The following is a 17688-nucleotide window of genomic DNA, read 5'->3' as shown; positions in this document are numbered from 1 at the left end:
AAGTGGGGCGAATTATAGAGCCACAGAATTTCCCGTCAACGCTTATTTTCACTTTTCTGTCACAAGCGTCAAAAAGGCCCGGAAATGCAGAAGGCCGCCCCCAAGGGATCGGCCTTCTTCTATATAGAGCAACAGCGGTAATCAGACCCTATTCCCGCTTCAGGCTGCCCCCTCCCGCCTGATACCTGGCCACAACGCTGATCTATCGACGATCAAACGATTTTCAACGCCTTGTGAATGACCAACGATTTCTCTTCAAATGCTTCAGCCTGCGTCAGCAACTCGGCCATATTTTCTTCGGCCGTGCTCAGGGCCTTACCGTCCTTGACGATACCCTCACCTTGTTCGCTGATGATGCCCCACGCCAGTTGTGCCCATTCAGCCGGGTGCTTTTTACCTTGCTTGATCGATATCAGGAACAATTGCTGGAAGCGACTGACCGGCACACCACCTCCGGTCACCGGACTGGCCAAGGTCTGGATCTGGTTGTTGAACAACGAACGCTTACACAAATGCAGGTTGAGGGCACTGCAACGCGCCAGCACCAACTTCTCAGCCGCTTCGCTCTGGCAGGGCGCCGCTACGCCCATACCGACCAGCACATTAATAGCCTGTTCCAGGTCGCCATAAGCCAGTGGCGTAGCCGCCAACAACTGCCGCAAGGTTTTCGGCACATAGGCCTTGGCCGCCAAGGCTTCAAGTACCGGGGCGTATATCTCGGCTTGCAGCGAGGCTTCCCCTGCCGGACCGCTGACAACGCCCGGTACGCTTTCTGCCGCCTGCAGCAAGACAAAACGGGTATTGAGCATGCTCTCGCGCTGTTCCGCAGCCGACAGCCTGCTGGCGCCGCGCAGGTACAGATCTCGACGGAAATGCTGATTGACGAAGTAGTCACGCGCCTGCTCACGCATGATCGGGTGCTCGATACCCTCCAGAAACGCCATACCTTCGACGCTCAGGTTGAGCGGGTCCACCGAATCCAGCGGCGCGGCCGTCGTGACATAGTCGAGCTTGGCGGCAGAGAGAGCATCCACCACGTCAGTGAAGTACATGCAGTTCCAGTCGCGATTGAAATACTCATGGGCAACGTATTGGCGATTCTGCCCCTTGATACTCTGCAGTTTGGCGCCGATGTTCGGGGCCGCGTTGGCGTATTGGGGGTTCGTCGCCAGGAGCGCCTCGGAAAATTGCAGCGCTGCATCGATACGTTCGGTCGGGCGCATGGAAGCGTGGGAGGCAAAGCGGTCGTGCAGGCTGAACAACTGACGCAGCGGCGCGGAAGGTGACCAGCCGGGAAAGCAGTTGTAGCTGATATATAGCAAGCCACCGGGCTTGAGATATCGACGAGCGAATTCGACAATCAGTTTTTGGTTATCTCGACTGACCCAGGTCCAGATGCCATGCAAGCTGATGCTGTCAAATTGTGGCAAATCATCACGGGCCAGCAATTGTTCGAAGCTGTCGTCATGGAGTTGGGCATTGCTGCCGCAGCTGGCTGCCAACGCGTTGGCATGAGCCGCCTGGCCGGGGTGGAAGTCCGTACCGACGTAGCTGCCCGGGTTGGCCGCCGCGTGGATATTGACCGAAACACCTTGGCCAAAACCCAACTCGCAGTGAGAGGCGCTCGCGCTCTCCAGACTTGCAAAACCACGCAACAACAAGCAGTAGCGCTGGAATACTGGATTGATTTCCCGGCTATACCCGTAGGTGTAACCTTCGTCCGTGAAATAGCCTTCACTCCAAGCTTCACTCATGGCTTGCATCCTTCCATCCATTGTCGAGAGTAAAAAGACTCCTCTTATAAGGGGCGTCATTGCGCACCACAAGCGGAAAATCTCCCATGAGGTGTTGTGACAGGACGTTTGGAATTGGATGGTGTCCCAGGGCCGGTTCGAACGGCCAACCTTCCCCTTAGGAGGGGGATGCTCTATCCAATTGAGCTACTGGGACAACGCTCGGCCACCAGGACAGGCGGCGCGAAGGACGGCGTGCATGTTAACGGGCATGCCGTCGTTTGTCATGTCGTCCCTGGGCTTTTTAACCGTAGGCCACCTTCTGCGGGCGCAGCCCGACCCGTGTTGAGAAACCGCTAGCGCCCTGGGGTAACGACTGTCAGGCACCTCATCGGGCATTTTGCATTATTACAAAACGCCATCATTGCAAAGTGCATGCTCCACACGTCCAAAACAAAAGCCAAACTATTGTTTTAAAAGCATTTTTTCTGATAAAAAGCTTGGCATGCAGCCTGCTCTGACTCTCTCCACGGAAAACCGCCTGATTCAGCATCAGCCATGGAGAGCCTTTCGATGAATACGCCCGTTCTTTTGACATTGAATGCCTTGGCATTGATCGCACTGACCGCTTTCCACTTTCAACCGGCGCCAGAGTCCCTGCCCTACACCCATGCAGACCCACGACAAGCCGCACAACGGGCAGTCATGAGCGATCACCTGACCTACAGCAGCGCCCTGGGCGAACAACGCCAGGCAACCGTCGCCACCGGAGAAACGGTCCGGCTGACGTTCTGAGCCCACTCCACCAAGGAATTCCCATGTCCAGATACGCCATCACCTTCCTGATCCTGACACTGCTCGCCAGCACCTCCCTGTGGATGGCACCCGCCGACACCTTCACCCTACCGTTGGTCGTCGCCAGCTGTCTGTTTGGCGGCTTTTTCGTCCTGGCCTTGTTCGCTGGTCGGAAAATCCGCTTCGATCCGGTCTTGCGCACCTCCGAAGACTAGAAAACCAGCAAATTGCCACTACGCTTTAACATTAGAAGCAAAAGGTCAGGCCAGCGGTTAAAATCCGCGCCGTGCTGACCAGACGCTTCCTGACAGGCCCGGGATGGCCGATCAGAGGGCCGCGACTGGGTGAAACTTTCAAACCAGTACGCATTTCTGATAATTGGTGCTGGCATATTGCCTTTGTCCAGTTCAATATTTGTCACAGAATTGACGCCAAGGATCTGGCAAATATGAGGCATGATGCGGGCCTCATTTCAATTCAGGTTGAACATTTGGCCAAGCATGCTGTCCTACTGACATCCTGCGGCCAATTCCGAGAACCGCTCCCCTGAACTAACCGGTTTAAAACTATGCGCCCATTGAAACAGGCAATTTATTCCAGCCGTACGGCTGACAAGTTCGTCGTGCGTCTGCCCGATGGAATGCGTGAACGCATCGCCGAGGTGGCTCGTAACCATCACCGCAGCATGAATTCCGAGATCATTGCACGCCTGGAGCAAAGCCTTATTCAGGAAGGTGCACTGGGCGACGAGTTGAGCATGCGGCTGGACAGCCCTGAACTCTCTCTGCATGAGCGAGAATTGCTCCAGCGTTTCCGCCAGCTTTCCCATCGCCAGCAGAATGCACTCGTGTCGCTGATCGCCCATGACGCCGAAATGGCGGACGCCAGCTGATTCATCCCTGAAAGCTCAAGCCAGCGGTGTGCTGGCTTTTTTTTTGCCCGGGATTTGGCGGGGAACCGCCTAGAGCAGGAAGATGGTCGCCAGCCCCAGGAAGATGAAGAAACCGCCACTGTCGGTCATGGCGGTGATCATCACGCTCGCCCCCATCGCCGGGTCGCGCCCCAGGCGCGCCAGGGTCATGGGGATCAGCACCCCCATCAAGGCTGCCAGCAGGAGGTTGAGGGTCATGGCCGCAGTCATCACCACACCCAGCGACCAACTGCCGTACAGCAGGTAGGCGACTACGCCGATCACCCCACCCCACACCAGGCCGTTGATCAACCCCACCGCCAGCTCCTTGCGCATCAGCCGCGAGGTATTGCCGGTGCTGACCTGGTCGAGCGCCATGGCCCGTACGATCATGGTGATGGTCTGGTTGCCCGAGTTGCCGCCGATGCCCGCAACGATCGGCATCAGCGCAGCCAGGGCCACCAGCTTCTCGATGGAGCCCTCGAACAGCCCGATCACCCGCGAAGCGACAAAGGCCGTGATCAGGTTGATTGCCAGCCACGCCCAACGGTTGCGCAGGGATTTCCAGACCGAGGCAAAGATGTCCTCTTCTTCGCGCAGACCCGCCATATTGAGGACTTCGCTTTCGCTTTCCTCACGGATCAGGTCGACCATTTCGTCGATGGTCAGACGGCCGATCAGCTTGCCGTTCTTGTCCACCACGGGCGCGGAAATCAGGTCGTAACGCTCAAAGGCCTGGGCCGCATCATAGGCGTCTTCATCCGGGTGAAAGGTCACCGGGTCGCCGGCCATGACATCGGCGACCTGCTTCTCGGGATCGTTGACCAGCAGCCGCTTGATCGGCAGCACCCCCTTGAGTACGCCGTCGTAATCGACCACGAACAGTTTGTCGGTATGCCCCGGCAGCTCCTTGAGCCGACGCAGGTAGCGCAATACCACTTCCAGGCTGACATCTTCGCGGATGGTGACCATCTCGAAGTCCATCAGCGCGCCGACCTGCTCCTCGTCATAGGACAACGCGGAGCGAACGCGCTCACGCTGCTGGCCATCGAGGGCTTCCATCAGTTCGTGGACAACGTCTCGCGGCAGCTCGGGAGCCAGGTCAGCGAGTTCGTCGGCGTCCATTTCCTTGGCGGCGGCCAGGAGCTCCTGATCGTCCATGTCGGCGATCAGGGTTTCACGGACGGAGTCGGACACTTCAAGCAGGATATCGCCGTCGCGCTCGGCCTTGACCAACTGCCAGACGGTCAGGCGATCATCCAGGGGCAAGGCTTCGAGAATATAGGCGACGTCGGCGGAGTGCAGGTCATCGAGCTTGCGCTGCAGCTCGACGAGGTTCTGCCGGTGAACCAGATTTTCCACCCGGTCGTGATGAGGGCCTTCCTGACGATGCGTCAGGTCTTCGACCACCCGCTGGCGCTGCAGCAGGTCGACAACCTGGGCAAGACGATCCTGCAGGCTATCCTGGCTTTTCTTTACTTCAACTTCGGTCATAGGCGAACTCCACTCCCAGCAGCGGGGCACGCCGGAAGGATCAATCAGTCAATTCGTGATTGGCACAACGAGAGATTAAGTAACTACTGGGTAAGTCCATGGAAGTATTCCAAAAACCCCGGCGGGGCTGACGGGCGCAATCATACACCGTCGCCACGCCCTCAAGACCAAAAATCTTGGCAAGAACAAGCGCTTGCAATACGCAGCCGAGCGCTTTGGCGCCAGCCTTTCCCTTACGACGACTCATCCTGAAAAGAAAACACACGCCCCAGGCGAAAGCCCACGGCTAGGCTGAGTGAATGATCGTCAAGGAGGACGTCCGATGCTGCCCAGAAGCCATCTATCGCTATTGCTCGCACTCTGCCTGCCCTTCCCGGCCGACGCCGCCATCGTCCATCGCTGTGAAAGCGACAGCGGCCATATCACCTTTACTACGCTGGGATGTGCATCAAACGAAACGCTGCAACCCCAGCGAGCACACAACCCCTCGCTCGGAAGCCGGGCGACATCGCCCCCTCGCGCGAAAACGCCAACCTCGGCCGCCCCACCCAGCCCGCAGCCCCTGGTCATCGTTGGCGAGCACGATGACGGCTGCGCCAATCGATTAAGCCCACAGGAAAAACGCCGGGCAATCATCAACCAGCAGGTTCGCCCCGGCATGAGTCGACTGGAAGTGGAAAGCGCCCTGGGCAGGCCGGATCGGATCAGCACGAGCAACACCGCAACGCGTTATCACTACAACCTGAAACGGGGCCGCAGCAGTCTGGTGGTGCTGGATGAGAAAGGATGTGTCAAAGGCTAGCCGACGTCACATACTCAAACGCCAGACAGCAAAAAGCCCGCAACCAGTGCGGGCTTCTTGGTGTATGGTGCACTCGACAGGATTCGAACCTGTGACCGCTCGGTTCGTAGCCGAGTACTCTATCCAGCTGAGCTACGAGTGCAGGTGTGTTTTTAGACCAGATCACAACTGGTTGAAGCCACGTTATTCGTATCACTACCAACAACGCTTAAATGGTGCACTCGACAGGATTCGAACCTGTGACCGCTCGGTTCGTAGCCGAGTACTCTATCCAGCTGAGCTACGAGTGCATTTGATGCCGCGCATTATAGGCCGTGAAATCTTTTTGTAAAGCGCTTTTTTCTAGTAATTTCAACAACTTACCGAAGAAGCCAGATCTACACGTACTACACAAATAATGGCGGAGAAGGGGGGATTCGAACCCCCGACACCCTTTTGAGGTGTACTCCCTTAGCAGGGGAGCGCCTTCGGCCACTCGGCCACCTCTCCGCAACACGGGGCGTATAATAACCAACCTTTTCCCCGTTTGCAAAGCAAAAAATCAAATAAAATTAATGGCTTGGTTCTTCGTCCTTCTCTTTCTTGATCCGCAGGTAGATTTCCTCACGGTGTACGGCCACTTCCTTGGGGGCATTGACCCCAATTCGTACTTGATTTCCTTTGACGCCAAGCACGGTCACAGTGATTTCACCGTCACCGATGATCAGGCTCTCTGCGCACCGACGAGTCAGAATCAGCATACCTTTCTCCTACACGCACTTCAGTTCAGGGACAACAGTCTGCAAAAAGGGCTTCGGCTTACAGGCTATATAGCCATCGCCCTACACCCCTGAGTATTGACCAGCGCAGGCAAAAGAACAGCACCCACCCACGCCTATCAAGAAAAACAAAGGGCGCGGTTCAACCGCGCCCTTGGGGACTAGGCGTTACTCGCCCTGTCGGGCCGGGGCATCGAGCTCGAAAGCCGTGTGCAGCGCCCGTACCGCCAACTCCAGGTACTTCTCTCCGATCACCACGGAGACCTTGATCTCCGAGGTCGAGATCATCTGGATATTGATGCTTTCCTTGGCCAGGGCCTCGAACATCCGGCTGGCTACGCCAGCGTGGGAGCGCATGCCGACACCGACGATCGACACCTTGGCGATCTTGGTATCGCCGATCACTTCACGGGCACCGATCTCACGCGCGGTGTTTTCCAGGACGGTTTGCGCGGCCTGGTAGTCATTGCGGTGCACGGTGAAGGTGAAGTCGGTGGTGTTATCGTGCGCAACGTTCTGCACGATCATGTCGACTTCGATGTTCGCGGCACTGATCGGGCCGAGAATCTTGAAGGCCACGCCGGGGGTGTCTGGCACGCCACGGATGGTCAGCTTGGCTTCATCGCGGTTGAAGGCGATGCCGGAAATGATCGGCTGTTCCATGGATTCCTCTTCATCAATAGTAATGAGGGTACCCGGACCCTCTTTGAAGCTGTGCAGGACGCGCAGCGGAACGTTGTACTTGCCGGCGAACTCGACCGCACGGATCTGCAACACCTTGGAACCGAGGCTGGCCATTTCCAGCATCTCTTCGAAGGTGATCTTGTCCAGGCGCTGGGCCTGGGCGACGACGCGCGGATCGGTGGTGTAGACGCCATCGACGTCGGTGTAGATCTGGCATTCGTCAGCCTTCAAGGCCGCCGCCAGGGCCACGCCGGTGGTGTCGGAACCGCCACGCCCGAGGGTGGTGATATTGCCGTGCTCGTCGACGCCCTGGAAACCGGCGACCACTACCACGCGACCGGCCTTCAGATCGCCACGAATCTTCTGATCGTCGATCTGCAGGATGCGCGCTTTATTGTGCGCGCTGTCGGTCAGGATTCGCACCTGGTTACCGGTGTACGAGACCGCCGGCACACCACGCTTGATCAGCGCCATGGCCAGCAAGGCGATGGTCACCTGCTCGCCGGTGGAAACGATCACATCCAGTTCACGGGGAACCGGCTGCTGATCGCCACTGATCTGCTTGGCCAGTTCGATCAGGCGGTTGGTCTCGCCGCTCATCGCGGACAGTACAACCACCAGGTCATCACCGGCTTCACGGAACTTCTTAACCTTGTCGGCTACCTGCTCGATTCTCTCGACGGAGCCGACCGAGGTACCTCCGAATTTCTGTACGATCAAAGCCATTTCTAAGCCGCCTCAGCCCGTAAAGGGGCGCCCATTAATCATTCAACTTCACAGCTGCGGTGCCTGCCACTAGACAACAGGCACCCGTCGCGGCCTTTAAACGCCCTGTTCGACAAACGGCACGGTCAGGGCCAGTGCGGCATCCAGTTGCGCAGCGTCGATACCGCCGCCTTGCGCCATGTCCGGACGACCGCCGCCCTTCCCGCCCACTGCCGCAGCGGCTTGTTTCATCAGATCACCGGCTTTGAGTTGGCCAGTCAGGTCCTTGGTCACGCCTGCGACCAGAACGACCTTTTCCTCATGGACACTGCCGAGCAGGATCACTGCGCGACCGAGTTTGTTTTTCAGTTGATCGACCAGCGCCAGCAGAGCCTTGCCATCCTGCCCGTCCAGACGCACGGCCAGGACCTTGACGCCCTTGACGTCCAGGGCCGCAGCCGACAGGTCGTCGCCCGCCGCACTGGCGGCCTTGGCCTGCAATTGCTCCAGCTGCTTTTCCAGCAGGCGGTTGCGTTCCAGCACCGCCGACAGCTTGTCGATCAGGTTGTCGCGACTGCCCTTGATCAGGTTCGCGGCTTCCTTGAGTTGCTCTTCCGCGGCGTTCAGGTAGGCCAGTGCCGCAGCCCCCGTGACCGCTTCGATACGCCGTACGCCCGAGGCGACGCCGCCTTCGCTGGTAATTTTCAGCAGGCCGATATCGCCGGTGCGGTTGGCGTGGATACCGCCGCACAGCTCAACGGAGAAATCGCCGCCCATGCTCAGTACGCGAACGCTGTCACCGTACTTCTCGCCGAACAGCGCCATGGCGCCTTTTTTCTTGGCGGTTTCGATATCGGTTTCTTCGGTTTCCACCGCCGAGTTCTTGCGAATCTCGGCGTTGACGATGTCTTCCAGGGCCTTGAGCTGCTCAGGCTTGATGGCTTCGAAGTGGCTGAAGTCGAAGCGCAGGCGCTGACTGTCGACCAACGAACCCTTCTGCTGGACGTGCTCGCCCAACACCTGGCGCAACGCGGCGTGCAGCAGGTGCGTGGCCGAGTGGTTCAGGGAAGTGGCGTGACGCACATCAGCGGCCACCTGGGTTTCAACCTGGGCACCGACCAGCAAACTGCCTTGCGCCAGGACACCGTGGTGCAGGAACGCGCCGCCGGTCTTGGTGGTGTCGCGTACATCAAAGCGACCGGCAGCCGCCTTGAGATAACCGCAATCACCTATCTGGCCGCCCGACTCGGCATAGAACGGCGTCTGGTCCAGGACGACAACACCCTCTTCGCCTTCATTCAAGACGTCGACCGACTGCCCTTCTTTATAGAGCGCCACGACTTTCGCCGAACCGCTGGTAGCGCTGTAGCCGGTGAACTCGGTGGCGACGTCGACCTTGACCAGGCTGTTGTAGTCCATGCCGAAGGAACTGGCCGAACGGGCACGCACGCGCTGGGCTTCCATCTCACGCTCGAAACCGACCTCGTCGAGGGTCAGGTTGCGTTCGCGGGCGATGTCACCGGTCAGGTCCATCGGGAAACCGTAGGTGTCGTAGAGCTTGAACACCACGTCACCCGGGACGACCGCTCCCTTGAGTTCGGCCAGGTCCTGCTCGAGGATCTTCAGGCCTTGCTCCAGGGTCTTGGCGAACTGCTCTTCTTCAGCCTTGAGCACGCGCTCGATATGCGCCTGCTGGGATTTCAGCTCAGGGAAGGCTTCGCCCATCTCGGCGACCAGGGCCGCAACGATCTGGTAGAAGAAGCTGCCCTTGGCACCCAGCTTGTTGCCGTGACGGCAAGCGCGACGAATGATCCGACGTAGCACGTAGCCACGACCTTCGTTGGATGGCAGCACGCCGTCGGCAATCAGGAAGCCGCAGGAGCGAATATGGTCAGCCACGACTTTCAGGGATGCCTGGTTGTCGTTGGTGCAGCCGATGGCCTGGGCCGAAGCGCTCAGCAGGCTCTGGAACAGGTCGATTTCATAGTTGGAGTGTACGTGCTGCAACACCGCACTGATCCGCTCCAGGCCCATGCCGGTGTCCACCGACGGCGCCGGCAGCGGATGCAACACGCCATCGGCGGTGCGGTTGAACTGCATGAACACGTTGTTCCAGATTTCGATGTAGCGGTCGCCGTCTTCTTCCGGCGAGCCAGGTGGGCCGCCCCAGATATCGGCGCCGTGATCGTAGAAAATTTCGGTGCAAGGACCGCACGGGCCGGTATCGCCCATGGTCCAGAAGTTGTCGGAGGCGTAAGGGGCGCCCTTGTTGTCACCGATGCGGACCATGCGCTCGGCCGGCACGCCGACTTCCTTGGTCCAGATATCGTAGGCTTCGTCGTCGGTCGCGTAGACCGTGACCCAGAGCTTTTCCTTCGGCAGGTTCAGCCACTTGTCGGAAGTCAGGAAGGTCCAGGCGAAGGTGATCGCATCACGCTTGAAATAGTCGCCAAAGCTGAAGTTGCCGAGCATTTCAAAAAAGGTGTGGTGACGGGCGGTGTAACCGACGTTTTCCAGGTCGTTGTGCTTGCCGCCGGCGCGCACGCATTTCTGACTGCTGACCGCGCGGGTATAGGCGCGCTTTTCCTGCCCCAGGAAGCAGTCCTTGAACTGGTTCATCCCCGCGTTGGTGAACAGCAGGGTCGGGTCGTTGCCCGGAATCAAAGAGCTGGAGGCTACACGGGTGTGGCCTTGCTGTTCGAAGAAGCGAAGGAAGGCTTCACGGATTTCTGCGCTTTTCATAGGTTCTTCCACGGAGTCTGCGGCCAAACGCAAGTGCATCACATCCAAAAGGGTTTGCGACTTGCAAAGGGCCGCATTATATCGGCCCTGCGCCTTGGGTACAGCGTGTTTATACGATAGAAACCGTCAATTGGACGGCCTGCTGCCTCATTCACGGCCAAATTCGGCCAATACCGCAACAACTTGTTCAACTTGCGTACGTCCGGCGTCCCTGTACCCCGGGTCGTTTCAGCCTGTTCGACGACAGGCCGGGCCGGCGTTTACTGAAGAATTTCGATAGTCATTATCGAAACGACGACATGCACCCCCTGAAAATATATGTTAAAAACTCAGCGCCGCCAGAAAGTCTGGCGGCAACGTTCTCAGGGCGGGGTGCAACTCCCCACCGGCGGTAATGGCGCGCAATGCGTCTAGCCCGCGAGCGCTTGACGATTTCCACGGCCTTGGCCGTCGGTCGACAAGGTCAGCAGACCCGGTGTGATCCCGGGGCCGACGGTCATAGTCCGGATGAAGAGAGAACGGGATTGACACCCAGGGGCCGTCCGCTGAATCCGTAGAGGCCTGCGAGCATCCCACGGCGACGCTGAACGTACCCTTGAATCCCATTCGATTCATATCGCCCTGTTTTTCACACAAACAGGAGTCAGAACAGATGCAACCCACCACCATTCATCACAACCAACGTATCGCCTTTATCCAGGCCTGCTGGCACAAAGACATTGTCGACCAGGCACGCCACGGCTTTGTCTCGGAAATCGCCAAGCTGGGTTATCAGGAAAGCGATATCGATTTCTTTGAAGTCGGCGGCGCCTTCGAAATCCCCCTGCATGCCAAGCTGCTGGCCAAATCCGGGCGTTATGCCGGCGTGGTCGCCGCGGGCCTGGTGGTCGACGGCGGGATCTATCGCCACGACTTCGTCGCCACCGCGGTGATCGACGGCCTGATGCAGGTCCAGCTGGACACCGAAGTGCCGGTGTTTTCGGTGGTCTTGACCCCGCACCACTTCCACGCCGGTGAAGAGCACCAGAAGTTCTTCTTCGATCACTTCGTGCACAAGGGCCAGGAAGCGGCGAAAACCTGCGCCGACACCCTGCACAAACTGCGCGCCCTGCCACGCCCTGTCGCACAGAAACTGGCGGTCTGATACATCCGCGCACCTGCCGGCCCCCGCCGGCAGGTCATAACTATCTATCCTCTCCCGGCAGCGCCAATGCGCTTAAGTGGATTCGACGAGGCCCTCTCGGGCGCTCTAGACATCCATCGACTGCGGAGACACCCAAGCATGCACGACTTTTCCCGACTCGATCCGGAGATGCCTGTCCGACCCGGCAATGAACACTGGATCGACGGCAGCCAGGAAAACGCCCAGCCCTCCAGACATCCCCTGGACCAGTACCCGTACGACCAGCGCATCATGCACGAGCACAAGCTCCACATGGACGCCACGACCACGGTGCAACGCAGGAAACTCGAGGTGTCTGACGATTATCGGGGACCGACCGATCACCTGGTCTTCACCACCCGTGACAGCGCCGACCGGGTCCACCTGTACCACACCGATCATCCGGTCATCGATATCAATGACCAGCGCTACCATCTGAAAATGGCCTCCTCCGGGCAAGTTATCGTGCTGCGCACCGAGGGCGGCCAGGACAACATCCGGGTGGACGACCACGTGCAGATCACGGTCTTCATCGAGTCGGGCAGCGGAGACGACCGCATCCTCTGCGGCGGCGGCTTCACCAAGGTCGACGCAGGCCCCGGCAACGACCGGGTCTTCACCCATTCCGGCGCCAGCTATATCGAGGCCGGCGAAGGTGACGACGTGGTCATTGCCCAGGGCAGCGGCCCCATGACGGCCTATGGCGGTAAAGGCCATGACACCCTGATCGGCGCAGAAGGCGCCTGCTTCATGGATGGCGGCCAGGGCGACGATGTGCTGCTGGGCGGCAGAGGCCATAACGTGCTCAGCGGTTCCGACGGCAACGACCAGATCATCACCGGCCCGGGCCGCAACACGCTCTATACCGGCACCGGCGTCGACCTCATCGAAGGGTTGACCCCCGATACGCAGGTGTTCAACGCCTACGCGGCCGACGGACCGGTTCCCTCGACCGTCCACCAGGACCCCGGCATCATCATCGCCGCCAAGGGACTGGACAGTTGCGGTGTGGTGGTCGAAGGCACGCCGCAGTTCCAGGAACGGGTCAAGGACGATCTGCGGTTGTTGCTGGGTTCAGGCAACGGCCAACAACTGCTCGCGGCCCTGGGCAATGCCAAGGCAAAAAGTGGCGTGCCGGTGGTGATCAGGGAATTGACCGAGGAGGAAAACGGCCTGTGCGTACCGAATCCCCCCCACCCCGACGCCCCGTACGACGGCGAGCACCCGTTTATCCGCAACGGTCATGTCGGCATTCCGGTCAAGGGTTGCAGGGTCTACTACGACCCGTCGTTCCTCAAGGGCGAAGTCACCAGCATCGTGCATCTCTACCATGAGTTGTGCCACGCCTATAACCTCGTCACGGGGACGATGTTCCCGCACTACGGCCAAGACGGTGTGGATGGGGACAAACCACGTCACTGGGTACCCAACAGCGAACTCCAGGCCGTCGGCTTGAAGGCCGATATACCGCCATTCGACTTCGACGGGAACCCCGCGACGCCGCCTCTGGACAGCAACCCCGAAGCCTTCACCGAAAACGGCCTGCGCAAGGAATTCGGCATTGCGCCGCGCAAGCAGTACCGGGGTGACTGAGTCGATTCGCCCCGCGCGGCTCTCCTTCCCTCGTAACCGATTATTCAACGGAGCCCTCATGAACAGCTTTCCCGACATCCCGCCGGCCAGGTCCGAGCGCCTGATAGACGGTAGTGCTCGTTCCATTGATGAACACTACCAGATCGTCCAGGAATACCAGGACGACTACAAACCGACCTCAATCTACCGACTCTCGGCAGAGAATGACCCGGTCCTGATAGAGCGAAAGATCGTTTCGACCCCCTACAGGCCAGGATACCCGCCGCTGGATTACCTGATATTCACCACCGGCGACAGTGCTGACACTATCAGGGTCCACTGCCCGCAGGAGCAATTGATAGTCGACATCAACCATGAGCGTTACCTGATCAACCCGGCCTCTTCCGAGCAGAGGCTGATCATTCGCACCGGCGCTGGTCCGGATCGGGTGACGGTCGACGAACAGGTAAAAATCCAGGTGGTCGTCGAAACAGCCGACGGCGACGATGTGATCCACAGCGAAGGCAGCGACACCCAGGTCCATGCCGGCCCAGGCGATGACTTCATCACCACCGGCGGGGGCAAGGCCTATATAGAGGCCGGAGAAGGCAACGACATGATTTTTGTCGAAGGTGACGCGACCGTCTACGGCGGCGCCGGCAACGATCATATCAGTGCCACCGCAAGCCTTGACGACAGCCGTCATCTGCTCAACGGCGGTCAAGGCAACGATCTGCTGATCGGCGGTCGGGGACACAGCATCCTCAGTGGCAACGACGGCGACGACTCGATCCTGGCAGGCGTCGGGAGCAACACGATCTACACCGGAGCAGGCCGGGACACGGTCATGTTGATCAAGCCGACGGATCAGGTCTTCAGCAACGATAGCCACGACCAGTTGTTCCAGGCCGCCCCCCAGCCACCCGCCGATGCCGAGGAATTACGTGTTCACGCCTCGTCTGCCGAAGGTTTTCGGATCATCCTGCTCAACAACCTGAGCCTGGAGCAGACCGGTATCGTGGTCAACGGCTCCCCCGCGTTCCAGGACCGGGTCAATGACGACCTGAGGCTTCTGGGCGGCTCCCCCCGGGGCAGCCAGCTGCTATCGGTGTTGAATAAAACGGCCAAGAAGCATGGCATCACCGTCGCGATCAACCCGTTGGAGTATGAGAGGAATGCGCTGTTTCTGGTCGATGCCCGGACCACGGGCGATCCCTACATCCGGGATACCCGCGCGGGAGATGGACTCCCAGGGGGAAGCATTCACTACAACCCCGCCATTGAAATCGACGCAACCCCCGGGGTCGTATTGCTTTACCACGAACTCTGCCATGTCTATAACAGAGTGACCGGAACCTCTTTCCCCGGGGATGGCTTCGACGGTCCGCGTGACGACAAGTCCACACGCAGAGTGCCGAATGAAGAACTCCAAGCCATAGGCCTGCCGGCTGAGGTCAGGCCCTTCGATTTCGATGCAGACCCAAGCACTCCACCCTTGGATACCAACCCGACACCCTTCACCGAAAACGGCTTGCGTGAAGAGTTGGGATTGGCACCGCGAGCCTGGGTAAAACCGCGCTAAACCAGCGTCTCATTGCTGGACGGCACCACCAGGATCCCCGCCCGCAGGCCATTTTTCACCTTCGGGTTGGGGAAAATGATCCGGGCGCCCTGCTCTTCCACGACCCAGCGGCTGTTCGCCAGGTCCTCGGCCAGCAGGTAACCCTTGGGCAGTTCCGAGAAGTTCTCGATATCCACCGGCAAGTGCATCAGGAAGCTGTCGCTATGCTTGATGATTTCCCGCGCCACGCTGAACAGTTGCAAACCTTCCAGCGTTTCATCGGTGACCGGCTCGCGGCCCTCGATGATCTGCTTGAGACGCAACTCCAGGCGAGAGACATCCACGCCCTCGTTCTGCCCGAATGGCCGGGCCTTGCCCAGCTCAAGGGTAAAGGACTCGGCGCCCAGCTTGTCGTAGGTGTAGCTGCTGAAGACGATGGAGGGCTTGTTCTGCAACAGCACCGCCGTCATCCCGGCCGCGCGCAGGCGGGCCAGCTCGCGACGGGAATGGGCGCGCCCTTCCTTGTAGGGATAGAGCGCGAACTGTTCGATTTTCGAGCCGCGAATGGCGGTGTGCAGGTCATAGTGCAGGCGCTGGCGATTCGGCAGGCTGAAGAAACTCGCCGCCAGGCGTTCCAGCTCGCAAGCGCGCAAGGCTTCACTGCCACTGCTCAGCTCATGCCGGCCGTTGAACAGCCGGTTGACGTCCTGCTCGACAAAGCGCTCGCCGCGACGCATCGCTTCAGGGTTGCCGAACAGGAACAGAATACGGGCCCGGGGCTTGAGGTCGCCCCGGGCAATGTCGTGCAACAGCCGATCGAGCAACTCGATCGGCGCTGTTTCATTACCGTGGATACCAGCGGACAACAGCAGGTCCAGCCCATTGTCCCGGGCCTCGGGAGGTCGCACTTCGAGTGCGCCCTCACTCAGCCAGCGCATGCGCACACCGTCGACCGTCAGTTGCGTCTTCTCCGCCGGTTCATGACCGGCAAGGGTCAGTTCAAGCAGTTTGCCGAGGGCGAGCATGCGCTATTCCTTAATCAGTGATGGTGATCGCAGTCGGGGCCGTGGACATGGTCGTCCTCGCCGATTTCGGCCGGCTCCATCTCCAGTTGCAGGCTGACCAGGTTGGTCGCCAGCGGGCGCAACAGCAGGTTGGCGTATTCGGCGTCGCCTTCCTCGACATCGACACCGATCAGCAGTTGGCCGCGGCCGTCGTGCTGAATCCACAATTCCTTGCCCTGCCAGATCACCGCGACGCGGGTGCAGGAGGTTTCCAGTTGAGTGCCATCGGTGTCTTCAAGGATCAGCTGCAGGGTATCGCTCATGTTTTAGGCTCTCGTCTGGAAGTAAAACGCCGCGCGCAAAGACCAAGCGGCGGCCTTCAATTGATCTGGAATGGGTAAACCGAGCCCAGTTTAAGGATTTGCGTCAGTTCATCCAATGCCGCTCGACACTCAAGCAACAATTGCGGGTCAGCCAGGTCGCTTTCACGCAGGCTGTCGCGGTAGTGCTTGTCGACCCACTGGGTCAGCGTGCCATACAACGGCGCCGTCATGATAACCCCCGGATTGACCGCCGCCAGTTCGTTTTCCTTCAGCGCCACGCGCAAGCGCAGGCACGCCGGGCCACCGCCGTTCTGCATGCTCTGCTTGAGGTCGAAGACCTTGACCTCGCGAACCGCACCGCCGGAGCTGGTCAGTTCCTGCAAGTAAGCCCAGACCCGCGGATTGGCGCGGCACTCTTCCGGCACGATCAGCAGCATGCCGCCGTCGGCACGGTTCAGCAGCTGGCTGTTGAACAGGTAGGAACGCACCGCGTCTTCCACCGCCACTTTCGAGCGCGGCACGCAGATCGACTGGAAGTTACCGCCACGCTTGGCCAGCTTGCCGTGCAACTCGGCGAGCATCTGCTCGGTGCCCTGGAAGGCGTCCTCGTGATAGAACAACACCTCGCCGTTACCCACCGCGATCACGTCGTTGTGGAACACACCCTGGTCGATCACCGCCGGGTTCTGTTGAGCATAGACCACGCCGTCATCGCTCAGGCCGTGCAGCCGGGCGACCGCCTGGGAGGCTTCGAGGGTCTGGCGCGCCGGGTATTTCTGCGGGGCCGGGTAGCGGGTATCAAAAGCGCTGCGGCCGAAGACAAAGAACTCGACACCGGCTTCGCCGTACTCACGGCAGAAACGCGTGTGGTTGGCCGCGCCTTCGTCGCCGAACTGGGCGACGGCAGGCAGTGCCGCGTGATGGGCGAAGTGCTTGGCATCAGCGAACATCGCCCCCAGCACGCGGCTGGTGGTCGGGTGTTCGATGCTGCGGTGATATTTGCAGTTGAGGTTGGCGGCGGTGAAATGCACGCGACCGTCGGCGGTATCGGCACTCGGGCTGACGGTGCCGGCGTTGGCCACCCACATGCTCGACGCCGAGCAACTGGCGACCAGCAGCGGCATCGCCTGTTTGGCGGCCTGTTCGATCACCTGCGCATCGCTGCCGGTGAAACCGAGGCTGCGCAGGGCGGCCACATCCGGGCGCTCCTGCGGGGCCAGCACGCCCTGGACAAACCCCATGTCCATCAGCGCTTTCATTTTCGCCAGGCCTTGCAGCGCCGCTTCCTTGGGGTTGGAAGCCTGCTGGCTGTTGCTCTGGGAAGCGACGTTGCCGTAGGACAGGCCGCCGTAGTTATGGGTCGGGCCTACAAGACCGTCAAAATTGACTTCAAAGGATTTCATCGGCGAGGCTCCACGAATCTGTTTTTATAAGCACAAATCA

Annotated in this window: 15 protein-coding genes, 4 tRNA genes and 1 riboswitch; of the genes, 7 read left to right on the top strand and 12 right to left on the bottom strand. The window is 59.6% G+C overall.

Annotated elements, in window-relative coordinates:
- Positions 1-212 precede the first annotated feature (212 nt).
- On the bottom strand, positions 213-1754 hold the full coding sequence (locus tag HX830_RS27210) for a class I SAM-dependent methyltransferase (RefSeq protein WP_177103771.1): 1542 nt from the start codon (positions 1752-1754) through the stop codon (positions 213-215).
- A gap of 119 nt (positions 1755-1873) precedes the next feature.
- A tRNA-Arg gene (locus HX830_RS27205) sits at positions 1874-1950 on the bottom strand.
- 356 nt (positions 1951-2306) lie between these two features.
- Here HX830_RS27205 and HX830_RS27200 point away from each other — a divergent pair.
- The 3 genes from HX830_RS27200 (at position 2307) to HX830_RS27190 (ending at position 3420) form a co-directional block, all read left to right on the top strand.
- The gene (locus tag HX830_RS27200; protein WP_177103769.1) at positions 2307-2528 is read left to right on the top strand and encodes a hypothetical protein; all 222 of its coding nucleotides are present in this window, start codon (positions 2307-2309) and stop codon (positions 2526-2528) included.
- Positions 2529-2551: 23 nt separating this feature from the next.
- Positions 2552-2743, top strand: a complete 192-nt coding sequence (locus tag HX830_RS27195; protein ID WP_177103767.1) for a PA3371 family protein — start codon at positions 2552-2554, stop codon at positions 2741-2743.
- A 353-nt stretch (positions 2744-3096) separates the two neighbouring features.
- Positions 3097-3420 (top strand): Arc family DNA-binding protein, encoded by a 324-nt coding sequence (locus HX830_RS27190; protein WP_103497682.1) that lies wholly within the window; start codon positions 3097-3099, stop codon positions 3418-3420.
- A gap of 69 nt (positions 3421-3489) precedes the next feature.
- On the opposite strand, the gene mgtE is transcribed toward HX830_RS27190, so the two are convergent.
- Positions 3490-4932 carry a magnesium transporter gene (gene mgtE / locus HX830_RS27185; RefSeq protein ID WP_177103765.1) on the bottom strand — a complete coding sequence of 481 codons (1443 nt, stop codon included), beginning with the start codon at positions 4930-4932 and terminating at the stop codon, positions 3490-3492.
- Positions 4933-5254: 322 nt separating this feature from the next.
- Between mgtE and HX830_RS27180 the strand changes: the two genes are divergently transcribed.
- A complete protein-coding gene (locus HX830_RS27180; RefSeq protein WP_177103763.1) occupies positions 5255-5734 on the top strand; it encodes a cell envelope protein SmpA in 480 nt (159 codons plus the stop codon).
- Positions 5735-5799: 65 nt separating this feature from the next.
- Here HX830_RS27180 and HX830_RS27175 read toward each other — a convergent pair.
- The 6 genes from HX830_RS27175 to alaS form a co-directional block, all read right to left on the bottom strand.
- A tRNA-Arg gene (locus tag HX830_RS27175) sits at positions 5800-5876 on the bottom strand.
- Positions 5877-5947: 71 nt separating this feature from the next.
- Positions 5948-6024: transfer RNA gene (locus tag HX830_RS27170), tRNA-Arg, on the bottom strand.
- 108 nt (positions 6025-6132) lie between these two features.
- A tRNA-Ser gene (locus HX830_RS27165) sits at positions 6133-6223 on the bottom strand.
- Positions 6224-6285: 62 nt separating this feature from the next.
- On the bottom strand, positions 6286-6474 hold the full coding sequence (gene csrA / locus HX830_RS27160) for a carbon storage regulator CsrA (RefSeq protein WP_002554426.1): 189 nt from the start codon (positions 6472-6474) through the stop codon (positions 6286-6288).
- Positions 6475-6660: 186 nt separating this feature from the next.
- Positions 6661-7902, bottom strand: a complete 1242-nt coding sequence (locus HX830_RS27155) for an aspartate kinase (RefSeq protein WP_103496536.1) — start codon at positions 7900-7902, stop codon at positions 6661-6663.
- 96 nt (positions 7903-7998) lie between these two features.
- Complete coding sequence (gene alaS / locus HX830_RS27150) at positions 7999-10623, bottom strand: alanine--tRNA ligase (protein WP_177103761.1); 2625 nt, start codon at positions 10621-10623, stop codon at positions 7999-8001.
- A gap of 354 nt (positions 10624-10977) precedes the next feature.
- Positions 10978-11147, top strand: a riboswitch (FMN riboswitch).
- A gap of 128 nt (positions 11148-11275) precedes the next feature.
- On the opposite strand from alaS, the gene HX830_RS27145 reads away from it, so the two are divergent.
- From HX830_RS27145 to HX830_RS27135, 3 genes are all read left to right on the top strand, one after another.
- Positions 11276-11767 carry a 6,7-dimethyl-8-ribityllumazine synthase gene (locus tag HX830_RS27145; protein WP_177103759.1) on the top strand — a complete coding sequence of 164 codons (492 nt, stop codon included), beginning with the start codon at positions 11276-11278 and terminating at the stop codon, positions 11765-11767.
- Between the two features lie 138 nt (positions 11768-11905).
- A complete protein-coding gene (locus HX830_RS27140; protein ID WP_177103757.1) occupies positions 11906-13378 on the top strand; it encodes a M91 family zinc metallopeptidase in 1473 nt (490 codons plus the stop codon).
- Between the two features lie 58 nt (positions 13379-13436).
- Complete coding sequence (locus HX830_RS27135) at positions 13437-14939, top strand: M91 family zinc metallopeptidase (RefSeq protein WP_177103755.1); 1503 nt, start codon at positions 13437-13439, stop codon at positions 14937-14939.
- On the opposite strand, the gene astE is transcribed toward HX830_RS27135, so the two are convergent.
- Genes astE through astB form a run of 3 tightly spaced genes read right to left on the bottom strand, consistent with a single transcriptional unit; the run spans position 14936 to position 17648 of the window.
- On the bottom strand, positions 14936-15943 hold the full coding sequence (gene astE / locus HX830_RS27130) for a succinylglutamate desuccinylase (RefSeq protein ID WP_177103752.1): 1008 nt from the start codon (positions 15941-15943) through the stop codon (positions 14936-14938). The genes HX830_RS27135 and astE overlap by 4 nt on opposite strands.
- Positions 15944-15957: 14 nt before the next feature.
- Positions 15958-16245, bottom strand: coding sequence for a topoisomerase II (locus tag HX830_RS27125; protein WP_103496542.1), 288 nt, complete (start codon positions 16243-16245; stop codon positions 15958-15960).
- 56 nt (positions 16246-16301) lie between these two features.
- Positions 16302-17648: an N-succinylarginine dihydrolase gene (gene astB, locus HX830_RS27120; protein ID WP_177103750.1), complete on the bottom strand. Its 1347-nt coding sequence runs from the start codon at positions 17646-17648 to the stop codon at positions 16302-16304.
- Positions 17649-17688: the final 40 nt, after the last annotated feature.

The sequence above is a fragment of the Pseudomonas gingeri genome (assembly GCF_013385425.1).
GTDB lineage: Bacteria > Pseudomonadota > Gammaproteobacteria > Pseudomonadales > Pseudomonadaceae > Aquipseudomonas > Aquipseudomonas gingeri_D.
The sequence above is the reverse complement of the archived record's forward strand: the minus strand, read 5'-3'. Positions and strand labels throughout refer to the sequence as shown.